Here is a 19,372-nt window from a genome sequence, read left to right on the forward strand (position 1 = left end):
ACGCACCAACCGTTGTCGTCCCGCGTGAGAGTCACGCGTGATAACCAGGAGGAACCACTAATGGATTACGTCGCCGCGGTAGAGGGCAGCACCGCCGCCATCGGCTACGGCCTCGCGGCCATCGGCCCGGGCATCGGCGTTGGCCTGGTCTTCGCCGCCTACATCCAGTCGACCGCCCGGCAGCCCGAGTCGTCGCGCATGACCCTGCCGTACGTCTGGATCGGCTTCGCCGTCATCGAGGCACTGGCGCTGTTCGGCATCGCCTTCGGCTTCATCTGGGCCGGCTGATTCCACCCCTTCCGACCGGGAGGTCACCCATGTTGTTCCTCCTCGCCGCCGAGGGTGGTGAGTCAGACCACAACCCGATCATTCCGATCTGGCAAGAGATCGTGGTCGGCACTGTCGCCTTCGCCGTGCTCTGCTTCGTGCTGATGAAGTTCGTCTTCCCCCGTATGGAGCAGACGTTCCAGGCCCGGGTCGACGCGATCGAGGGTGGCATCAAGCGCGCCGAGGCCGCCCAGGCCGAGGCGAACCAGCTGCTTGAGCAGTACCGGGCCCAGCTCGCTGAGGCCCGCACCGACGCCGCCAAGATCCGTGACGACGCGCGGGCCGACGCCGAGGGGATCCGGCAGGACATCCTCGCCAAGGCGCGGGAAGAGTCCGACCGGGTCATCCAGGCCGGTAAGGACGCGCTCGCCGCCGAGCGGGCCACCATCGTGCGTGAGCTGCGTGCCGAGGTCGGCACCATCGCGGTGGACCTGGCCAGCAAGATCGTTGGCGAGTCGCTGGCCGACGAGGCGCGACGCAAGGGCACCGTCGACCGGTTCCTGAGCGGCCTCGAGAGCACGGGGGCCCGCTGATGCAGGCCGCCAGCCGGGAGTCGTACCAGGCCGCGGCGGAGCACCTGGAGACGTACGTCCGCGGAGCGGAGCCGTTGGCGGTGGCCAACGCCGCCGCCGGGATCCTCTCCGTGGCCACCCTGCTGCGGCGCGAGCCGCGGCTGCGTCGGGCGCTGTCCGAGCCGGCACGGTCCGGCGCGGACCGTGCCGGCCTGCTCGGCGACATGCTGCGCGGCAAGATCGACGCGGAAGCGTTGGACCTGCTCGCCACGCTGGTCTCCGGCCGGTGGTCGGCACCGTCGGAGCTGCTCGACGGCGCCGAGCGGCTCGGCGTGGAGGCGCTGCTCGCCAGCGCCGACTCGGCTGGCGACCTCGGCGAGGTCGAGGACGAGTTGTTCCGCTTCGGTCAGGTCGTCATGGGTCAGTCGGCGCTGAGCAACGCGCTGGCCGACTCGGCGGCTCCGATCGAGCACCGGGCCGCCCTGGTCCGTGAACTGCTCGCCGACAAGGCCCACCCGATCACCGTCCGCCTCGTCGAGGCGGCGCTCGGCGGGTTCGGGGGCCGCTCCTTCAGCGGATCGCTCACCCGGCTCGTGGAACTCGCCGCCGCACGGCGGGACCGTCAGGTGGCGTACGTCACCGTGGCAGCCCCGTTGAGTGACGAGGAGGAGCGCCGGCTGGGTGCGAGCCTCGCCGGGATATACGGTCGAGAGGTCTCCGTCAAGCAGACGGTCGACCCCCACGTCCTGGGTGGCGTGAGCGTGCGGGTCGGCTCCGACCTGTACGACGGCACCATCCTTCGTCGCCTCAACGAGACCCGCAACGCGCTCGCGAAGCGCTGAACGGCTCGCCGCCCAGCGGCTGAGCGGCTCCGCCGCCCAGCGTCGGGGCGGCTCCGCCGCTCAGCGCCCGGATTGACAGACGCCATTCGGACCGGTCGGTACTAGGTATCCCGGGCCCCTGAATTTTAAGGAAGCAGAGGATGGCCGAGCTGACCATCTCGACGGAGGAGATCCGCGGCGCCCTGGAGCGCTACGTCTCCTCCTACTCGTCCGACGTCTCCCGCGAGGAGGTCGGCACCGTCGCCGACACCGGCGACGGCATCGCCCACGTCGAGGGCCTTCCCTCGACCAAGACCAACGAGCTCCTGGAGTTCGAGGACGGCACGCTCGGCGTGGCGTTGAACCTCGACGTCCGGGAGATCGGCGTCGTCGTCCTGGGTGACTCCGCCAAGCTGGAGGAGGGGCAGCGCGTCAAGCGCACCGACCGGGTGCTCTCGGTTCCGGTCGGCGACGCCTTCCTCGGCCGCGTGGTCAACGCGCTCGGCCAGCCGATCGACGGTCTCGGCGACATCGCCGACGAGGGCTACCGCGAGCTGGAGCTGCAGGCTCCGAACGTGATGTCCCGGCAGTCGGTGTTCGAGCCGCTGCAGACCGGCATCAAGGCGATCGACGCGATGACGCCGATCGGTAGGGGTCAGCGGCAGCTGATCATCGGCGACCGCAAGACCGGCAAGACCACTGTCGCCCTGGATGCCATCCTCAACCAGCGGGACAACTGGAAGACCGGCGACCCGAAGAAGCAGGTTCGCTGCATCTACGTCGCCATCGGCCAGAAGGCCTCCACGATCGCCTCGATCAAGGGCCAGCTGGAGGAGGCCGGCGCGATGGAGTACACCACCATCGTGGCCTCCCCGGCGTCCGACCCGGCCGGCTTCAAGTACATCGCCCCGTACACCGGCTCGTCCATCGGGCAGCACTGGATGTACGGCGGCAAGCACGTCCTGATCGTCTTCGACGACCTGAGCAAGCAGGCCGAGGCGTACCGGGCCGTGTCGCTGCTGCTGCGTCGCCCGCCGGGCCGCGAGGCGTACCCGGGTGACGTCTTCTACCTGCACTCCCGCCTGCTGGAGCGCTGCGCGAAGCTCTCCGACGAGCTGGGTGGCGGCTCGATGACCGGTCTGCCGATCATCGAGACGAAGGCCAACGACATCTCGGCCTTCATTCCGACCAACGTCATCTCGATCACCGACGGCCAGATCTTCCTGGAGACCGACCTGTTCAACCAGGGCGTCCGTCCGGCGATCAACGTCGGCACCTCGGTCTCCCGGGTCGGTGGCGCCGCGCAGGTGAAGCCGATGCGCAAGGTCGCCGGTTCGCTGCGGCTCAACCTGGCCCAGTACCGCGAGCTGGAGGCGTTCGCCGCCTTCGCCTCCGACCTGGACAAGGCATCCCGGGCCCAGCTGGACCGCGGTGTCCGGCTTGTCGAGCTGCTCAAGCAGCCGAACTACTCGCCGTTCCCGGTGCAGGAAGAGGTCGTCACGGTCTGGGCCGGCACCGAGGGCAAGCTGGACGACATCCCGGTGGGGGAGATCCGGCGCTTCGAGTCGGAGTTCCTCCAGTACCTGCGGCACAAGCACGCGGGTGTGCTGGCGTCGATCGCCGACAACCAGTGGGGCGACGACATCATCGGCTCCCTGGACACCGCGATCACCGAGTTCAAGCAGGTCTTCCTCGGTAAGGCGGACGAGCGCAAGGTCAACGACGCGCCGGCCGCGCCGCTGGAGGGTGAGCAGAACCGCGAGACGGTGACCCGCTTCCGCGACGGCACGACCGACCGCCCGGCCGAGAGCTGATCCGATGGCGGCCCAGGTACGCGTTCTTCGTCAACGGATCCGCTCGGCGAAGTCGATGAAGAAGATCACCAAGGCGATGGAGCTCGTGGCGACGAGCCGGATCGCCAAGGCCCAGGCCCGGGTGCAGGCGTCCCTGCCGTACGCCCAGGCCATCACCGGTGTGCTCACGGCGCTGGCGTCCAACGCGCGGATCGACCACCCGCTGCTCACCCCGCGTGAGCGGGTGCGGCGGGCGGGCGTCCTGCTGGTCACCAGCGACCGTGGCCTGGCCGGCGGCTACAGCTCCAACGCGATCAAGACGGCGGAGTCGCTCATCGCGCGGCTCCGGGCGGACGGCAAGGAGCCGGTGCTCTACGTCATCGGGCGTAAGGGCGTCGGGTTCTACCGGTTCCGCGACCGGCCGATCGAGGCGAACTGGACGGGGTTCAGCGAGCAGCCGTCGTTCGAGGACGCCCGCATGGTGGGTGAGACGCTGATCAAGGCGTTCACCGCCGGTGCGGACGACGTCGACGGCGGGGCCGGCGCGGACGGGGTGCTCGGCGTCGACGAGCTGCACATCGTCTACACCGAGTTCCACTCGCTGATGACGCAGACCCCGGTTGCCAAGATCCTCGGGCCGATGCAGGTCGAGGACCGGCCGCGCTCCGAGGGGCTGCTGCCGGCGTACGAGTTCGAGCCGGAGGCGGAGGCGCTGCTCGACGCGCTCCTGCCGAGGTACATCAACACGCGGATCTACGCGGCGTTGATCGAGTCGGCGGCGAGCGAGTCGGCGGCACGGCGGCGAGCGATGAAGAGCGCCACCGACAACGCCGAAGACATGATCGACAAGTACACGCGTGAGATGAACTCGGCCCGGCAGGCCGGGATCACCCAGGAGATCAGCGAGATCGTCGGCGGCGCGAACGCGCTGGCCGCGTCGGGAAGTGAAGTGTGATGACTGCACCAGTAGAGACCAAGACGGCCACGGGTCGCGTGGTCCGGGTCATCGGCCCGGTCGTCGACGCCGAGTTCCCGCGCGACGCCATGCCGGCCCTGTTCAACGCGCTCAACGTCGACGTGAACCTGTCCGGCGGTGAGAAGACGCTGACCCTGGAGGTCGCCCAGCACCTGGGTGACAACCTGGTCCGCGCGATCTCGATGCAGCCGACGGACGGCCTGGTTCGCGGCGCTGAGGTGCGTGACCGCGGCGAGCCGATCACCGTGCCGGTGGGCGACGCGGTCAAGGGCAAGGTGTTCAACGCGATCGGCGAGGTGCTCAACCTCACCGAGGGCGAGACGTTCGAGGCCGACGACCGGTGGGGCATCCACCGCAAGGCCCCGGCCTTCGCGGACCTGGAGCCGAAGACCGAGATGCTGGAGACCGGCATCAAGGTCATCGACCTGCTCGCCCCGTACGTCAAGGGCGGCAAGATCGGCCTGTTCGGCGGCGCGGGCGTGGGCAAGACGGTGCTCATCCAGGAGATGATCACCCGTGTCGCCCGCAACTTCGGTGGTACCTCGGTGTTCGCCGGCGTGGGTGAGCGCACCCGTGAGGGCAACGACCTCATCGCCGAGATGACCGAGTCCGGCGTCATCGACAAGACCGCGCTGGTCTACGGCCAGATGGACGAGCCGCCGGGCACCCGGCTGCGGGTGGCGCTCTCCGCGCTGACCATGGCGGAGTACTTCCGGGACGTGAAGAAGCAGGAGGTGCTGCTCTTCATCGACAACATCTTCCGCTTCACGCAGGCCGGTTCCGAGGTGTCCACCCTGCTCGGCCGCATGCCGAGCGCCGTGGGTTACCAGCCGACCCTTGCCGACGAGATGGGCGAGCTCCAGGAGCGGATCACCTCCGTCCGGGGCCAGGCCATCACCTCCATGCAGGCGATCTACGTGCCGGCGGACGACTACACCGACCCCGCTCCGGCCACCACGTTCGCCCACCTGGACGCGACCACCAACCTGGAGCGGTCGATCTCCGACAAGGGCATCTACCCGGCCGTGGACCCGCTGGCGTCCTCGTCCCGGATCCTCGCCCCGGAGTTCGTCGGTCCGGAGCACTTCCAGGTCGCCACCGAGGTTAAGCGGATCCTGCAGCGCTACAAGGACCTGCAGGACATCATCGCCATCCTCGGTATCGAGGAGCTCTCCGAGGAAGACAAGATCACCGTGGCCCGGGCCCGGCGGATCGAGCGCTTCCTCTCGCAGAACACCTACGCGGCGGAGCAGTTCACCGGCGTGCCGGGCTCGACGGTCCCGATCAAGGAGACCATCGAGGCGTTCCGCAAGATCAGCGAGGGCGAGTACGACCACTTCCCCGAGCAGGCGTTCTTCATGTGCGGCGGTCTCGAGGACCTGGAGAAGAAGGCTGAGGAGCTGATGAAGGGCTGACAGCCCGCTCATCCGTACCGCAAAAGACTGCCCCGGCAACGTCGGGGCAGTCTTTTGTTCATCTTCACGCCTTATCATCGTCGCGGTCCCGTTACCCGTTGTCGTCACTCCGGCGGCACGCGAGATACGGTCGGTTCGCGCGTTCACCTGAACGAGCGCTGACTTCTGCAACCTTTCGACGACGTGCGCCCGTCTCCTCTTCGTGGGCGTAACGAACGGAGATGCGCGTGGGTAAGGCCGGCAAGAGTGGCCGCAAGCCGTCCATCTGGCGGGGCGTGCCGCGCTGGGCCAAGGTGTGCACCGTGTTCGGTCTGGTGCTGGCCATGCTCAGTGGCGGTGTTCTCGTCGGCAGCGAGGTGCTGATGGCCCGCTACGAGGGCGCCGTCGGCAAGGCCGACCTCTTCGGTGACCAGGCGGCGGGCGCCAAGGAGAAGAAGAGCGATATCAAGGGTCCGCTCAACCTTTTGCTCGTCGGCATCGACCCGCGTACGCCGACGGCGGCGCCGCTGGCCGACTCGATCATGGTGCTGCACGTGCCCGCGTCGATGGACCGGGCCTACCTCTTCTCGCTGCCGCGCGACCTCTACGTCGACATCCCGGCGTTCAAGAAGGCCAACTTCCCCGGCGAGACGACGAAGATCAACGCGGCGATGTCGTTCGGCAGTCGAGTGCCCAACGGCAACCCCGACGCGGCGCGCGGCTTCGAGTTGCTGGCCACCACGGTGCAGAACGCGACCGGCATCAAGCGGTTCGACGCCGGCGCGATCATCAACTTCACCGGCTTCCAGAAGATCGTCGACGCGATGGGCGGCGTCGACATGTACGTCGAGCGGGACGTGAAGTCCGAGCACAAGCAGCCGGACGGCAAGCCCCGACCGGGCAACACGCGCGGCGAGGGCTACGTCGGTCCGCAGGCGATCTACAAGAAGGGCAACCACCACCTCAGCGGGTGGCAGGCCCTGGACTACGTCCGGCAGCGCTACCCGAAGAACGGTGTGCCGGACGCCGACTACGGCCGGCAGCGTCACCAGCAGCAGTTCGTCAAGGCGATGGTCGGCCAGGCCTTCAGTGCTGACGTGGTCGCCAACCCGATCAAGCTCGACAAGGTGCTTCGCGCCGCCGGCCAGTCGCTGATCTTCAACGGGCGGGGCAACAGCGTGGTCGACTACGGGCTGGCCCTGAAGAACATCCGCCCGGACACCATCCAGATGATCAAGCTCCCCGGCGGTCCGGTCTTCGAGGGCAAGACCTACAAGGGTGAGCAGTTCCAGGCAGGTGTCCCGGACTTCTTCACCGCCCTGCACAATGAACAACTGGACCCGTTCCTGCTGGAGCACCCGGAATTCCAGAACAAGACCAAGTAGCCGTGGCGCAGCTCTCCCCACCCGCGTTGGGGGTGGCTCACCCGCACGACTAGACTTTCGGCAATCCGTCGCCGCAGCAAGGAGACAGCGTGGCACAGCAGCTTCACGTCGAGCTCGTCGCCGTCGAGGAGAAGGTCTGGTCCGGTGAGGCCGAGATGGTCGTCGCCCGGACCACCGAGGGCGAGCTCGGTGTCCTGCCGGGGCACGCGCCGCTGCTCGGCCAGCTCGCCGAGCCCGGCCAGGTCCGCATCAAGCTGGCCGGCGGTGAGCAGGTCTCCTACGAGGTGGCCGGCGGCTTCCTCTCGGTCAGCGCCGAAGGCGTCACCGTGCTGGCCGAGAGCGCTACCCCGGTTTCCGCGCAGAGCCGCTGAGTCACACCGCGGATGGAGATCGTCGAGGGCTTCGGGATCGGCGTCGCCGTCATCCTCGTCGCGCTTCTCGTGCTCTTCGTCCGGCGGGCCGTCGTGACCCGCAGCGGTGGCATCATCCGGCTCAGCGTCCGGGTCACCACGGTGCTCGACGGGCGTGGCTGGTCGCCCGGCTTCGGTCGGTTCGCCGGTGACGAGCTGCGCTGGTATCGGATGTTCAGCTTCGCGCTCCGTCCCAAGCGGGTTCTCTCCCGCAAGGATCTCGCGGTCGAGCGCCGTCGGTTGCCGGAAGGGCAGGAGCGGCTCTCCATGCCGGCCGACTGGGTGATCCTCCGCTGTACCAATCACCACGCACCGGTGGAGATCGCCATGGCGCGATCTACCGTGACCGGTTTCCTCTCCTGGCTCGAGGCCGCCCCTCCGGGGGCGGTCTCGCCGCGTATGGCCTCCCAGGACTGGCCGGCTGCCTGACCCGCCTTTCGGTGGTTGCTCTTGGTGTTTCCGGGGCAGCCCGCCCGGCTCCGGGCGGTCAGGCTTGATCCCTGCGCCGGGCGGGCTGCCCCGGAAACCCGTGCCCGGCGCTGTGCGTCGTTCTGGCGCCGTCCTTTTGTCAGCTGCCGTTACCGATGCAGCTGCGTCCTGCCTTGCGCGGCGGTCGGGCGGGTTGATCGACTCGACTTTCCTGATGTCGGGGTGTCCTCGTGGCGGGGACACCCCGACGTCAAGGAACCGGGGTTGATCAGGGCGTTGACCGGAGTCAGCTCCGCCTTGGAGCGCAGCCCTGTCCGAGGAGTCGGCTGCGCCGACGCGTGGGCGCGGCCAGATGGGGAACCCACGCCTGCACAGCGTCGACGTTCAGCGCTTGCCGCCCGGCACCCATAGCACGTCTCCCGCCGGATTTGCCGTTCTTGACAGGATAAAGAGCAGATCGGAGAGCCGGTTGAGATACTTTGCCGGGAGCGGGCTGGTCCGGTCCGGATCGTGGTTGACCAGCGCCCACGCCGCCCGCTCGGCGCGCCGGGCGATGGTCCGCGCCACGTGCAGCAGCGCCGCGCCCGCGGTGCCGCCGGGGAGGATGAAGGAGTCGAGCGTGCTCAGGCGTGCGTTGTACTCGTCGCACCAGCCCTCCAGGCGCTCGACGTACTCCTCGGTCACCCGCAGCGGCGGATACTTCGGCTCCGGCTCGACCGGGGTGGACAGGTCGGCGCCGACGTCGAACAGGTCGTTCTGCACCGACGCCAGCACGCCCCGCAGTTCCTCGTCGAGCTGGCCGAGAGCGAGCGCGACACCGATCGCCGCGTTGCACTCGTCGACATCCGCGTACGCGGCGATCCGTGGATCGGTCTTCGGGACCTGCTCGTTGTTGCTCAGCCTGGTCATGCCGGCGTCGCCGGCCTTGGTGTAGATGCGCGTGAGGTGGACGGCCATGACGCACAGCCTACGGATACCGGACCTGACGATCCCCGCACGGCCGGAGGCGACAGCCGGCTGGCCCGCGGTGGTGGGTCCCGGCGACGCCGGTGATCCGGCGGTCAACGACGTCGACGTCATCCGGGTCTGCGGTGCCGCCCGGCTGGCGGGCACCGTGCACGTCGTCGGCGCCAAGAACTCGGCCCTGAAGCTGATGGCCGCCGCGCTGCTCGCCCCCGGGCTCAGCGTGATCACCAATGTTCCCCGGATCACCGACATCGCGATCATGGGGGAGGTGCTGCGACGGCTGGGCTGCGACGTCCGGTTCGACGCGGACGACCCCGTAGACCCCATGGTGGCCCGCGGCGGGGTCGCCCGGTCCCGCTCGGTGACCATCGACGTACCCGAGCAACCCGGCGCGGAGGCCGACTACGAGCTGGTCCGACGGCTGCGCGCGTCGATCTGCGTACTGGGCCCGCTGCTGGCCCGTCGGGGGTACGTGCGGGTGGCCCACCCCGGCGGCGACGCGATCGGCTCGCGGGGACTGGACATGCACATCTCCGGGCTGACCCGGATGGGCGCGGAGATCTCCGGCGAGCACGGCTTCGTGATCGCCGAGGCTCCGCACGGGCTGCGCGGCGCGGACATCGTGCTGGACTTCCCCAGCGTGGGCGCCACCGAGAACCTGGTGATGGCGGCCGTGCTGGCACAGGGCACCACGATGATCGACAACGCGGCCCGCGAGCCGGAGATCGTCGACATCTGCACGATGCTCAACCAGATGGGCGCGCGGATCTCCGGCGCCGGCACGTCCACCCTGCGGATCACCGGCGTGGCCGGCCTGCGCCCGGTGCGGCACGCCACAGTGGGGGACCGGATCGTCGCGGGAACCTGGGCCTTCGGCGCCGCGATGACGCGCGGCGACGTGACGGTGACCGGGCTGGACCCGGCCTACCTGGAGGTCGCGCTGGACAAGGTCGTCGCGGCCGGCGGCCTGGTCGAGACGTACGGTGACGGCTTCCGGGTACGCATGGACGACCGGCCCCGGGCGGTGGACGTGGTGACGCTGCCGTACCCCGGTTTCGCCACCGACCTGCTGCCCATGGCGATCGGGCTGGCCGCGGTCAGCGACGGCGCCTCACTGATCACGGAGAACATCTTCGACGGCCGGTTCATGTTCGCCAACGAGATGATGCGGCTCGGCGCAGACATCAAGACCGACGGGCACCACGCGGTGGTCCGGGGGCGGGAACGGCTCTCCGGAGCGCCGGTCCGGGCCACCGACATCCGCGCCGGCGCCGGGCTGATCATCGCCGGCCTGTGCGCGGACGGACCCACCGAGGTGTCCCACGTGCACCACGTCGACCGGGGGTACCCGGATTTCGTGGCCGACCTGCGCGCGCTCGGTGTGGCTGTGGAGCGGGGCACCGCGCCGGACGAGCCGTCGCTGGAGATCTGACGCCCTGGCCGGCGTTCCACCGGGTCGGCGCCGCTGTGGGTGGCGCGGTGTCAGGTGGCCTGTAGCGAGGCGCGCACGTGCAGTCGTGCGTCGTGGATGCGTGACTTCAGGGTGCCGACCGGAATGGCGAGGTGGTCGGCGATCTGGTCGTAGGTCAACTGGCACAGGTCGCGCAGCACCAGAGGGGCGACCAGTTCGGGTCGGTGGGCCTCCAGTCGTTCCAGCGCGTCCAGCAGGTCGAGTCGGGAACCCGCGATCACGCTTGTGGTGCGCGGGTCGGCGGCGTCGAGCGGGAGCTGTGGCGTGGACTGCTCATCGGCCCGGCGCTTGAGGCTGCGGTACGTCTGACGGGCGCAGTTGGCCGTGACGATGTGCAGCCAGGTGGAGAACTTCGACCGGCCGGCGAAGCTGTCGATCTTGCGGGCGACCTGCAGGAGGGCATCCTGGCACGCCTCTTCGGCATCCTGGCGGCAGGGGAGGAGGCGCAGGCACTGCCGCATGACCTGCGGCTCGATCCTGGCCAGCAACATGTCAAGTGCGGCGGCGTCGCCCCGGGCGGCACGGCCGGCGAGATCCTCGACAGCAAGATCGTCTGACAAGCTCAGGCCCCGTTCCTCAGCGTCTTGTCGGCCATAATACGGGCGTGTCAGTACCCGGCAAGATCGGTCGATACCGCGTGGTAGGGCGGATCGGCTCCGGAGCGTTCGCCACCGTGTGGCTCGGCGCCGACGATGCTCTGGACGCTTCCGTCGCGATCAAGGTGCTGGCGGACAACTGGTCGTACCACACCGATCTGCGGGAGCGGTTCGAGCAGGAAGCGCGGATCATGCGGCGGACGGATTCCAGTCTGCTCATGCGTGTGCTCGACGTCGGTGAGCTGCCTGATGGACGGCCGTACCTGGTGATGCCGTACGCGGCTGGCGGCACCCTCGCGGACCGACTCGTCTCGGGGCCACTGCCCGTACGCGAGGCCCTGCTCATCGCGGCCGACATCGCCAGCGCCGTCACGGTGCTGCACGAGGGCGGCGTTCTGCACCGGGATCTCAAACCGTCCAATGTGTTGTTTCAGCCGGCTGCGGACCGGGATCGGGTGCTGGTCGCCGACCTCGGTCTGGCCAAGGCCCTCGCCAACGCGTCCGGGTTCACGATCGCGGCCGGCACACCCGGCTACATGCCACCCGAGCAGGCCACCGCCGGTGGTGGTCTGGACATCCGCGCCGACGTGTACGCGATCGGCGCGACGACCTACCACATGGTGACCGGCCGCGCTCCCGAGCCGGCACGGTCCAACGGCAACCGTTCGGGCCGGGCCGGGCGCACAGCGCTCCGGCCGTCCCAGCTTCGTCCCGGCCTTCCCTCTGAAGTGGACGACCTGGTGCGACGGGCGCTGCATCCCGACCCGCGGCAACGCTGGGCGTCCGCCGCCGTGATGCGCGACGAACTGCACCGGGTCATCGCGTCCCTGGAGCGGGACGCGGGCCGTGGCCGGTTCGTACGGCAGGTGGGGCGGGTCGTCGGCGTCGCTGTCGCGCTGAGCGCGCTGCTGGCCACCACGGGTTCCAGTTCCACGCCGTCGGCACGGTCCGGGTGGGTGCGCGTGGACGACGCCTCCGGTGCTCTGTCGGTCGCGGTGCCGGCGAGCTGGGCCGGTCAGGTGAAGGACGCCGGCTGGGACCCTTCGGTGCTGCGACTTCCCGCCGGCCAGGCGCCGGGTGTCGTGGTCGCCCCGAATCTCGCTGTCTGGCCGGATCCGGCGAGCGGGATGCCCGGCGTGTTCGTCGGCGCGAGCAGGTCCCTGCTCAGCGGCGGCCCGGAAGCGGCGCTGCCCAGCCACGCCTCCTGCGTCCGGCAGCCCGACCGCACAGTGGACGTGGGTGGGGACAGGGCACTGGTACGACGGTGGACGTCGTGTGGCGCTTCGGTGTCGTTCAGCGAGGTGGTGTTGGCCGTGCCGCAGCGCCGCTGTGGCGTCTACGTGCAGATCAAGCAGGTCGGCGATGAGGACCTGACCGACGAGATCCTGGCCGGCCTGCGGGTGTCCAGCGCGCTGGCGCCGCAGGCCGGCCGTTTCGGGTCCGCCTACTCGTAGCAGTCCTGGTTCGCGTACTGCAGGGTCAGGCTGATGACCTTGCCGTTCTTCGTCTCGATGCGGTAGACGGCCTTGCTGTTGCCGGGGGTCTTGGCGGCGCCGCGACCGTTCGTCGCGTCTCCGTCGGCTGCCTTCCACGTCGGGTAGATCCGCAGCATCTCGGCGCTCGACATGCCGATGCGCGCTCCCTCGGGCGTCCTGATGCCCGCGTACGCGTCGATTGTGGCGATTCCCAGCGTCGGCGAGAGGAGGACGACCTCATCCCCGGTCGGGGCGGCCCGCAGGTGCGCCGGCGCGCAGCCGCCGGCGTTGTTCGTGAAGGCCCGCAGCAGGCCCGTTCCGGTGGCCTGCTGACGGGTCATGCCGAGCTTGAGCGAACCGATGCCGTCCGGGCCCAGGACGAGCGACGCCGGGCGGGTCGGGTCGCTGGCCGGTCGGGCGGACGACGGGGACGACGGGGACGACGGGGGCGAGCTGGGCGGGGTGGACGGGGTGGGCGTGCCGGTGGTGACCGCGCTGGTCGTCGGCTCGGGCGAGCCGGCCGGCGCAGCGTTGCCGTCCTGGTGTGCGGGTGACGAGCACCCCGCCGCGAGCAGGAGGCAGGTGAGGGTTCCGACCATCGACGTTGCGCGCATCATGAGCTCCTGGCTGTTTCGATCTGTTGGTGTCGTAGGGTTCGATGCACCCAACCGGAAGTTTGTTCGCTCGGGCGAGTCGTGCATCCGTCACACGGGCGCGGCGGCTGGCACCCCGACGAGATCCGTTCTTCCGGAGCCCTTAGTCATCGTTCAGGCTCGCGGACTAGGGTGCAGGCAGGCACTCAATCGCAGCGAGGGAGAAGCAGATGGCGGGTCGACTCGCAGTCGTCGGGGCCGGGCTGATGGGCTCCGGCATCGCCCAGGTGGCGGCGCAGGCGGGCTGGCAGGTGACGCTGCGCGACCTGGACGACGCGGCCACCACCCGGGGGATCGGCGGCATCCGGAAGTCGCTGGAGAAGTTCGCCGAGAAGGGCAAGATCGAGGCGTCCGACGTCGAGGCGACGCTGGCGCGGATCACCCCGACCACCGACCTGGAGGCGGCGGCGGACGCGGACATCGTGGTCGAGGCGGTCTTCGAGCGGCTGGAGATCAAGCACGAGGTGTTCCGTGCGCTGGACAAGATCTGCAAGTCCGACGCGGTGCTCGCCACCAACACGTCGGCCATCCCGGTCACCCAGATCGCCGCGGTCACCGAGCGGCCCGAGGCCGTCGTCGGCACCCACTTCTTCTCGCCGGTGCCGATGATGCAGCTCTGTGAGCTGGTGCGCGGCTACAAGACCAGCGACGAGACCCTGGCCACCGTGAAGGCCTTCGCCGAGGAGATCGGCAAGACGGTCGTGGTGGTCAACCGGGACATCGCCGGCTTCGTCACCACGCGGCTGATCTCCGCGCTGGTGGTGGAGGCCGTCAAGCTGGTCGAGTCCGGCGTGGTGTCGGCGGAGGACCTGGACACCGCCTGCCGGTTGGGCTTCGGGCACGCCATGGGCCCGCTGGCCACCACCGACCTGACCGGCGTGGACGTGCTGCTGCACGCCTCGAAGAACATCTACACCGACACGGCGGACGAGAAGTTCTTCCCGCCGGAGCTGCTCCAGCGCATGGTCACCGCCGGCGACCTGGGCCGCAAGACCGGCAAGGGCTTCTACACGTACTGAGTCGCGACGACCGGGGCGGTTACCCGCCCCGGTCGACCGCTCAGCCGTCGCGCTTGGTGGTCCAGCGGAAGGTGGTCAGGCAGACCACCAGGCTGATCACGCACCACAGGGCGAGCACCAGCGCCACCCGGCCCAGCTCGAACGACCCGCCCGGCTCCTGCGCGCCGAAGCTCTCCGGCAGAAAGACCGCGCGCAGCCCCTGGCACATCCACTTGAGCGGGAACAGCGCCGCCACCTGCTGCATCCAGGTGGGCAGGTCGGTGAAGACGAAGAACACCCCGGAGATGAACTGGAGCACCAGGGCGATCGGGGTGACCACCGCCGAGCCACTGCGGGCGCTGCGGGCCAGCGACGAGATCGCGATGCCGCACAGGGTGCACGCGGTCACCCCGAGCACGGCTACCCAGCCGAAGGTGAACCACTTCTCGGCGGTGCTGGGCAGGTCGAGGTCGAACAGCGCCACCGCGGCGGCCAACAGCAGCGCCGTCTCGGCGATGCCGATCACCACCACCATGATCACTTTGCCGGCGAACCAGACCCACTTCGGCATCGGCGTGCCCCAGTAACGCTTGAGTACCCCCCGGTCCCGCTCGACCGGGATCCAGATGCCCAGGTTCTGGAAGCTCACGGTCATCAGACCGGTCGCGATCATGCCGGTGATGAAGTACTGGGTGAACTTGACCCCGCCGCCGATCGTGCCGTGGAAGATCGACGCGAAGATCAGGATCATGATGATGGGGAAGCCCATCGTGAAGACCACCGACTCCCGGCTGCGCAGGAACTGGGTGGTCTCCAACCGGCCCTGGCGCAGGGCGAGCGCAGCCGCACCCGGCCGCCGGCCGCGGGTCGTGGCGACCGGCGTCGCCGGCTTGGTCGTGGTCGTCATCGCGCGTGTCCGATCATGGTGAGGTAGACGTCCTCCAGAGTCGGCCGGGTCACCGTGAGCCCGGGGACCTCACCGCCGTAACGCACGGCGAGGTCGGCCACGAAGGCCGTCGGCGTCGCGCTCTGCGCGCTCTCCACCGTCCCTTCCGGGGTACGCCAGGAGACCGTGGCCAGGGCCTCCTGCCGATTGCCCAGCAGGTTGGGAGCGGCCACCTCGACCAGCCGGCCGCCAGCGATCACGCCGACCCGGTCGGCGAGGGCCTCGGCCTCGTCCAGGTAGTGGGTGGTGAGCAGGATGGTGGTGCCGGCCGCGGCGAGGTCGCGGATCAGCTCCCAGAACTCGCGGCGGGCCTCCGGGTCGAAGCCGGTGGTCGGCTCGTCGAGGAAGAGCAGCTCGGGACGGCCGACGATGCCCAGCGCCACGTCCAGGCGGCGCTTCTGCCCGCCGGAGAGGGTGTGCGTCCGGGCCTTCGCCTTGTCGGCCAACCCGACCCGCTCGATCACCTTGTCCGGGTCGTCGGCGTCGGCATAGAAGCCGGAGAAGTGCCGGACCACCTCGGCCACCGTCAGCTCGTCGAACTCCCCGGTGCCCTGCAGCACGATGCCCACGCGGGACCGCCAGCCCGGATCGGCCTGGGCCGGGTCCGTGCCGAGCACCGTCACCTCGCCCGAGTCGCGACGCCGGTAGCCCTCCAGGATCTCCACCGTGGTGGTCTTGCCGGCGCCGTTCGGGCCGAGCAACGCGAACACCTCACCGCGGTGGACGTCGAGATCCACGCCCGCCACGGCCACGTTGTCGCCGTACGCCTTGCGCAGCCCTCGGACAGAGATGGCCAGCTCGTCATGCATGCCGTCCAGTGTGCGCCCTGACCGCCACGCCTCGCTGCCCAGGGTGTGGCGGTCAGCGCCACCGCGAGCCGTTCGGACCCGGTCGTCCGCGACATGGACCTGTGTGGTTTTCCACAGCTCCTTTTACTGAACGGTAACTTAGACTCCGGCCATGGATGAGACGCCGAGCCGGTTGCCCGAGCGGGACCGCCCGTGGGTGATGCGCACGTACGCCGGTCACTCGTCGGCCGCCGCCACCAACGCGCTCTTCCGCCGCAACCTCGCCAAGGGCCAGACCGGTCTGTCGGTCGCCTTCGACCTGCCCACCCAGACCGGGTACGACCCGGACCACGAACTCGCCGCCGGTGAGGTCGGCCGGGTCGGCGTGCCGGTGGCACACCTCGGGGACATGCGGGCACTCTTCGACGGCATCCCGCTCGCCGAGATGAACACCTCGATGACCATCAACGCCCCGGCGATGTGGCTGCTGGCCCTGTACGGCACCGTCGGCCTCGAACAGGACGCGGAGCTGGCCCGCTGCGCCGGCACCACCCAGAACGACATCATCAAGGAGTACCTGTCCCGGGGGACGTACATCTTCCCGCCGGCGGCCTCCCTGCGGCTCACCGCTGACGTGGTGGCGTACACGCTGCGGGAGATGCCCCGGTGGAACCCGGTGAACATCTGCTCGTACCACCTCCAGGAAGCCGGCGCCACGCCCGTACAGGAGGTCGGTTTCGCCCTGGCCACCGCCGTCGCCGTCCTCGACGCGGTCCGCGACTCCGGCCAGGTGCCCGCCGAGCGGATGGGTGACGTGGTGCAGCGCGTCTCGTTCTTCGTCAACGCCGGGGTGCGCTTCGTCGAGGAGATCGCCAAGATGCGCGCGTTCGGCGTGCTCTGGGACGAGATCACCCGGGACCGGTACGGGGTGACCGAGGCTCGGCAGCGACGGTTCCGCTACGGCGTGCAGGTCAACTCCCTCGGCCTCACCGAGGCGCAACCGGAGAACAACATCCAGCGCATCGTGCTGGAGATGCTCGGCGTGACGATGTCCCGCGACGCCCGCGCCCGCGCCGTGCAACTGCCCGCCTGGAACGAGGCGCTCGGCCTGCCCCGCCCCTGGGACCAGCAGTGGTCGCTGCGGATGCAGCAGGTCCTGGCGTACGAGTCCGACCTGCTCGAATACCCCGACCTCTTCGCCGGCTCGCACGTCATGACCGCACTCGTCGACGAGATCGTCACCGGAGCGCGCGTCGAGCTGGACAAGGTGCTGGAACTGGGCGGCGTGGTAGCCGCCGTGGAGAGCGGCTACCTCAAGAGCGCGCTCGTCGCCTCGCTTGCCGAACGCCGCCGACGGATGGAGTCCGGCGCCGACGTGGTGGTCGGCGTCAACAGGTACGCCGAGACCGAGCCCTCCCCACTCACCGCAGCCGGCGCCGAGGCAGTCGAACAGGTCGACCCCGCGGTCGAGGCGGCCGCCGTCGCCTCCGTACGCGAATGGCGTGCCCGTCGGGACGACGACGCCGTCGACGCGGCGCTGGCCCAGCTCCGCGCGGACGCCGCGACCACCGCCAACCTCATGCCGGCCACCCTGGAGTGCGTGCGCGTCGGAGTGACCACCGGCGAGTGGGCCGGCGCGCTCCGCCAGGTCTTCGGCGAGTACCGGGCGCCCACCGGCCTGGCCGGCGCCACCGGCAGCGGAGGCGACCCGGGCCTCGCGGCAGTGCGGGAGCGCGTCACCGCCACCGCCCGTGAGCTGGGCACCGGCCGGCTGCGGCTGCTGGTCGGCAAACCCGGCCTGGACGGGCACTCCAACGGCGCCGAGCAGATCGCGGTACGCGCCCGCGACGCCGGCTTCGAGGTCGTCTACCAGGGCATCCGGCTGACCGCCGGACAGATCGTGGCCGCCGCCGTCGAGGAGGACGTCGACCTGGTCGGGCTCTCCGTGCTGTCCGGCTCACACCTGGCCGCCGTACCCGCCGTCCTCGACGGGCTGCGCGCCGCCGGCCGGGCGGACCTGCCGGTGGTGGTGGGCGGCATCATCCCCGCCAGCGACGCCGACACCCTGCGGGCCGCCGGGGTGGCCCGGGTCTTCACCCCGAAGGACTTCGCCCTCACCGGCATCATCGACGACCTGGTGACTGTCATCCGGCAGGCCAACGACCTGCCCTGAGCCCGCTATCGCGGGTCAGCGATTGGCGTACGTCATGCAGTCGGCCATGTCGTTGTCCGGGCCGACCTTGATGGACGACGCGTGGCACTCCAACTGCTCGTTGTGCCGACAGTCGGAACGCTGGCAGGCACCCACCTGGGCGGTGAGGCCGTCCACCCCGCCCCGGACGGGCGACTCGACGAAGGTGTGGCAGTGCGCGTGATCCATGCTGCCGATGGTGATCGCGAAGGCGTGGCAGTCACCGCCCTGGTTGTACGCACATGCCGCGACCACGCATTCCTGGACCCGGGGCATCTCCATCGCTGTGGTCATGCCGACCTCCTCTAGGCATCTTGTCACGATCCTAGGCATTTGTCGGTCGCCGAAGGCCCGATATGTCCGCCTGACGATCAGCCGTGGCCCCCGGCGTCCGGGCCGGGTACCCGCACCGACGAGATCGACACGAGGTCCCCGATGTCGGGTGTCGACCGGTCGGCGTGATCGAAGTGCGCGGTCGGCCAGGTCGAAGCGCGCGGTCGGCCATGTCGGGGTGTCTGCCGGTTTCGGCACGCCGAAACGGGCGTGATCAACACGGGTTCGCCGATATCGGGGTATCAAGCCGCTCCGGATACCCCGACATCGGCGAACCCGAGTCGATCACCACCCAAACACACGCTGCCGGCTGTGTCCGTTGCGTCGAATGGACGCGATGTCCGTTTCTGGGCGTCGTTGGGTTGTGACCGGTCGCATCCGTGGGCCGGAATCGTGGCAGGCCGGGGGGTCGTTACATACCCTGACGATCGCAGGACCACGGCCCGCCCCCGCCCGCTCGACCGGGTGGGAAATGGCCGGTCGGGCCGGGTCGTCGCAGACCCCCGAACAATCCGTGACCCCGCCCCCGGGGCCCGGTGAGCCCCGGGAATGACCCCAGCCCGGCGGCCGTTACACACGGTCCGGACGCCGCGAGCCCCGCTCGCGAGCCGCCGGGAATGACCCCGGACCCCGGGTCGTTACACCCGGTCCGGCACCGCGAGCCCCCCTCGCGGGCCGCCGGGAATGACCCCGGACCGCGGGTCGTTACACAGGGTCCCGGCGCCGCGAGCCCCCCCCGGTTCGCAGGCCGCCCCCCAGACTTTTCCCCTGTTTTGTGCAGCGCCGGACGAGGTGCTCACATCCGCGTCGCCGCTCCCCGGCGGTGAGGCGGGTGTTCCTACCCCCGAAGGAGCTACCCCCATGAACACGATCTTGCGTAAGAGCATGCTGTCTGTTGCCGGTCTCGC

The 19,372-nt window shown here is 69.8% G+C and carries 19 protein-coding genes; 13 read left to right on the forward strand and 6 right to left on the reverse strand.

Going from position 1 to position 19,372, the window contains the following annotated elements; translation table 11 throughout:
• The first annotated feature begins 60 nt into the window (after positions 1 to 60).
• From B0E54_RS25980 to B0E54_RS26020, 9 genes are all read left to right on the forward strand, one after another.
• Positions 61 to 288: an ATP synthase F0 subunit C gene (locus B0E54_RS25980; protein ID WP_074314047.1), complete on the forward strand. Its 228-nt coding sequence runs from the start codon at positions 61 to 63 to the stop codon at positions 286 to 288.
• 32 nt (positions 289 to 320) lie between these two features.
• Positions 321 to 860: a F0F1 ATP synthase subunit B gene (locus B0E54_RS25985; RefSeq protein WP_112584053.1), complete on the forward strand. Its 540-nt coding sequence runs from the start codon at positions 321 to 323 to the stop codon at positions 858 to 860.
• Complete coding sequence (locus B0E54_RS25990) at positions 860 to 1,681, forward strand: F0F1 ATP synthase subunit delta (RefSeq protein ID WP_234588721.1); 822 nt, start codon at positions 860 to 862, stop codon at positions 1,679 to 1,681. Before B0E54_RS25985 ends, B0E54_RS25990 begins: the two co-directional genes overlap by 1 nt.
• Positions 1,682 to 1,821: 140 nt before the next feature.
• A complete protein-coding gene (gene atpA / locus B0E54_RS25995; protein WP_234588722.1) occupies positions 1,822 to 3,474 on the forward strand; it encodes a F0F1 ATP synthase subunit alpha in 1,653 nt (550 codons plus the stop codon).
• A gap of 4 nt (positions 3,475 to 3,478) precedes the next feature.
• Positions 3,479 to 4,408, forward strand: coding sequence for a F0F1 ATP synthase subunit gamma (locus tag B0E54_RS26000; RefSeq protein ID WP_234588723.1), 930 nt, complete (start codon positions 3,479 to 3,481; stop codon positions 4,406 to 4,408).
• The gene (gene atpD / locus B0E54_RS26005) at positions 4,408 to 5,844 is read left to right on the forward strand and encodes a F0F1 ATP synthase subunit beta (RefSeq protein WP_234588724.1); all 1,437 of its coding nucleotides are present in this window, start codon (positions 4,408 to 4,410) and stop codon (positions 5,842 to 5,844) included. Before B0E54_RS26000 ends, atpD begins: the two co-directional genes overlap by 1 nt.
• 221 nt (positions 5,845 to 6,065) lie before the next feature.
• A complete protein-coding gene (locus tag B0E54_RS26010) occupies positions 6,066 to 7,208 on the forward strand; it encodes an LCP family protein (protein ID WP_234588726.1) in 1,143 nt (380 codons plus the stop codon).
• 89 nt (positions 7,209 to 7,297) lie between these two features.
• A complete protein-coding gene (locus B0E54_RS26015) occupies positions 7,298 to 7,579 on the forward strand; it encodes a F0F1 ATP synthase subunit epsilon (protein ID WP_234588727.1) in 282 nt (93 codons plus the stop codon).
• A gap of 12 nt (positions 7,580 to 7,591) precedes the next feature.
• On the forward strand, positions 7,592 to 8,047 hold the full coding sequence (locus tag B0E54_RS26020; RefSeq protein ID WP_234588728.1) for a DUF2550 domain-containing protein: 456 nt from the start codon (positions 7,592 to 7,594) through the stop codon (positions 8,045 to 8,047).
• A gap of 384 nt (positions 8,048 to 8,431) precedes the next feature.
• Here the strand turns inward: B0E54_RS26020 and B0E54_RS26025 are convergent, their stop codons facing one another.
• Positions 8,432 to 9,004 carry a cob(I)yrinic acid a,c-diamide adenosyltransferase gene (locus B0E54_RS26025; protein ID WP_234588729.1) on the reverse strand — a complete coding sequence of 191 codons (573 nt, stop codon included), beginning with the start codon at positions 9,002 to 9,004 and terminating at the stop codon, positions 8,432 to 8,434.
• Here B0E54_RS26025 and murA point away from each other — a divergent pair.
• Positions 9,003 to 10,445, forward strand: a complete 1,443-nt coding sequence (gene murA / locus B0E54_RS26030) for a UDP-N-acetylglucosamine 1-carboxyvinyltransferase (protein WP_234588730.1) — start codon at positions 9,003 to 9,005, stop codon at positions 10,443 to 10,445. The two genes, B0E54_RS26025 and murA, sit on opposite strands and share 2 nt — an antisense overlap.
• Positions 10,446 to 10,495: 50 nt before the next feature.
• Here murA and B0E54_RS26035 read toward each other — a convergent pair whose 3' ends face one another.
• Complete coding sequence (locus B0E54_RS26035; RefSeq protein WP_234588731.1) at positions 10,496 to 11,044, reverse strand: RNA polymerase sigma factor; 549 nt, start codon at positions 11,042 to 11,044, stop codon at positions 10,496 to 10,498.
• A gap of 44 nt (positions 11,045 to 11,088) precedes the next feature.
• On the opposite strand from B0E54_RS26035, the gene B0E54_RS26040 reads away from it, so the two are divergent.
• Entirely contained in the window at positions 11,089 to 12,534 is a 1,446-nt protein-coding gene (locus B0E54_RS26040) for a serine/threonine-protein kinase (protein ID WP_234588732.1), read from the forward strand.
• Here B0E54_RS26040 and B0E54_RS26045 read toward each other — a convergent pair.
• On the reverse strand, positions 12,525 to 13,169 hold the full coding sequence (locus tag B0E54_RS26045) for a hypothetical protein (protein WP_234588733.1): 645 nt from the start codon (positions 13,167 to 13,169) through the stop codon (positions 12,525 to 12,527). The two genes, B0E54_RS26040 and B0E54_RS26045, sit on opposite strands and share 10 nt — an antisense overlap.
• Before the next feature lie 209 nt (positions 13,170 to 13,378).
• Between B0E54_RS26045 and B0E54_RS26050 the strand changes: the two genes are divergently transcribed.
• Complete coding sequence (locus B0E54_RS26050) at positions 13,379 to 14,227, forward strand: 3-hydroxyacyl-CoA dehydrogenase family protein (protein WP_234588735.1); 849 nt, start codon at positions 13,379 to 13,381, stop codon at positions 14,225 to 14,227.
• Between the two features lie 40 nt (positions 14,228 to 14,267).
• Here B0E54_RS26050 and B0E54_RS26055 read toward each other — a convergent pair whose 3' ends face one another.
• Together B0E54_RS26055 and B0E54_RS26060 are read right to left on the reverse strand one after the other, a co-directional pair.
• A complete protein-coding gene (locus B0E54_RS26055; RefSeq protein WP_234588736.1) occupies positions 14,268 to 15,113 on the reverse strand; it encodes an ABC transporter permease in 846 nt (281 codons plus the stop codon).
• Positions 15,110 to 15,961 (reverse strand): ABC transporter ATP-binding protein, encoded by an 852-nt coding sequence (locus B0E54_RS26060; protein ID WP_234588737.1) that lies wholly within the window; start codon positions 15,959 to 15,961, stop codon positions 15,110 to 15,112. Before B0E54_RS26060 ends, B0E54_RS26055 begins: the two co-directional genes overlap by 4 nt.
• Positions 15,962 to 16,112: 151 nt before the next feature.
• Between B0E54_RS26060 and B0E54_RS26065 the strand changes: the two genes are divergently transcribed.
• Positions 16,113 to 18,113, forward strand: coding sequence for a protein meaA (locus tag B0E54_RS26065; protein WP_234588738.1), 2,001 nt, complete (start codon positions 16,113 to 16,115; stop codon positions 18,111 to 18,113).
• A gap of 15 nt (positions 18,114 to 18,128) precedes the next feature.
• On the opposite strand, the gene B0E54_RS26070 is transcribed toward B0E54_RS26065, so the two are convergent.
• Positions 18,129 to 18,425 carry a DUF1540 domain-containing protein gene (locus tag B0E54_RS26070; protein WP_234588739.1) on the reverse strand — a complete coding sequence of 99 codons (297 nt, stop codon included), beginning with the start codon at positions 18,423 to 18,425 and terminating at the stop codon, positions 18,129 to 18,131.
• Between the last annotated feature and the right edge of the window lie 947 nt (positions 18,426 to 19,372).

Origin of the sequence: Micromonospora sp. MH99 (assembly GCF_021442385.1) — a bacterium.
GTDB lineage: Bacteria > Actinomycetota > Actinomycetes > Mycobacteriales > Micromonosporaceae > Micromonospora.

Coding starts and splice junctions, on each gene's coding strand:
- B0E54_RS26010 (WP_234588726.1), top strand. CDS start 6,066: ATGCGCGTGGGTAAGGCCGGCAAGAGTGGCCGCAAGCCGTCCATCTGG.
- B0E54_RS26025 (WP_234588729.1), bottom strand. CDS start 9,004: ATGGCCGTCCACCTCACGCGCATCTACACCAAGGCCGGCGACGCCGGC.
- B0E54_RS26060 (WP_234588737.1), bottom strand. CDS start 15,961: ATGCATGACGAGCTGGCCATCTCTGTCCGAGGGCTGCGCAAGGCGTAC.
- B0E54_RS26055 (WP_234588736.1), bottom strand. CDS start 15,113: ATGACGACCACGACCAAGCCGGCGACGCCGGTCGCCACGACCCGCGGC.
- B0E54_RS26000 (WP_234588723.1), top strand. CDS start 3,479: ATGGCGGCCCAGGTACGCGTTCTTCGTCAACGGATCCGCTCGGCGAAG.
- murA (WP_234588730.1), top strand. CDS start 9,003: ATGACGCACAGCCTACGGATACCGGACCTGACGATCCCCGCACGGCCG.
- B0E54_RS26050 (WP_234588735.1), top strand. CDS start 13,379: ATGGCGGGTCGACTCGCAGTCGTCGGGGCCGGGCTGATGGGCTCCGGC.
- B0E54_RS25990 (WP_234588721.1), top strand. CDS start 860: ATGCAGGCCGCCAGCCGGGAGTCGTACCAGGCCGCGGCGGAGCACCTG.
- atpA (WP_234588722.1), top strand. CDS start 1,822: ATGGCCGAGCTGACCATCTCGACGGAGGAGATCCGCGGCGCCCTGGAG.
- B0E54_RS25980 (WP_074314047.1), top strand. CDS start 61: ATGGATTACGTCGCCGCGGTAGAGGGCAGCACCGCCGCCATCGGCTAC.
- B0E54_RS26070 (WP_234588739.1), bottom strand. CDS start 18,425: ATGACCACAGCGATGGAGATGCCCCGGGTCCAGGAATGCGTGGTCGCG.
- B0E54_RS26045 (WP_234588733.1), bottom strand. CDS start 13,169: ATGCGCGCAACGTCGATGGTCGGAACCCTCACCTGCCTCCTGCTCGCG.
- B0E54_RS26065 (WP_234588738.1), top strand. CDS start 16,113: ATGGATGAGACGCCGAGCCGGTTGCCCGAGCGGGACCGCCCGTGGGTG.
- B0E54_RS26020 (WP_234588728.1), top strand. CDS start 7,592: ATGGAGATCGTCGAGGGCTTCGGGATCGGCGTCGCCGTCATCCTCGTC.
- atpD (WP_234588724.1), top strand. CDS start 4,408: ATGACTGCACCAGTAGAGACCAAGACGGCCACGGGTCGCGTGGTCCGG.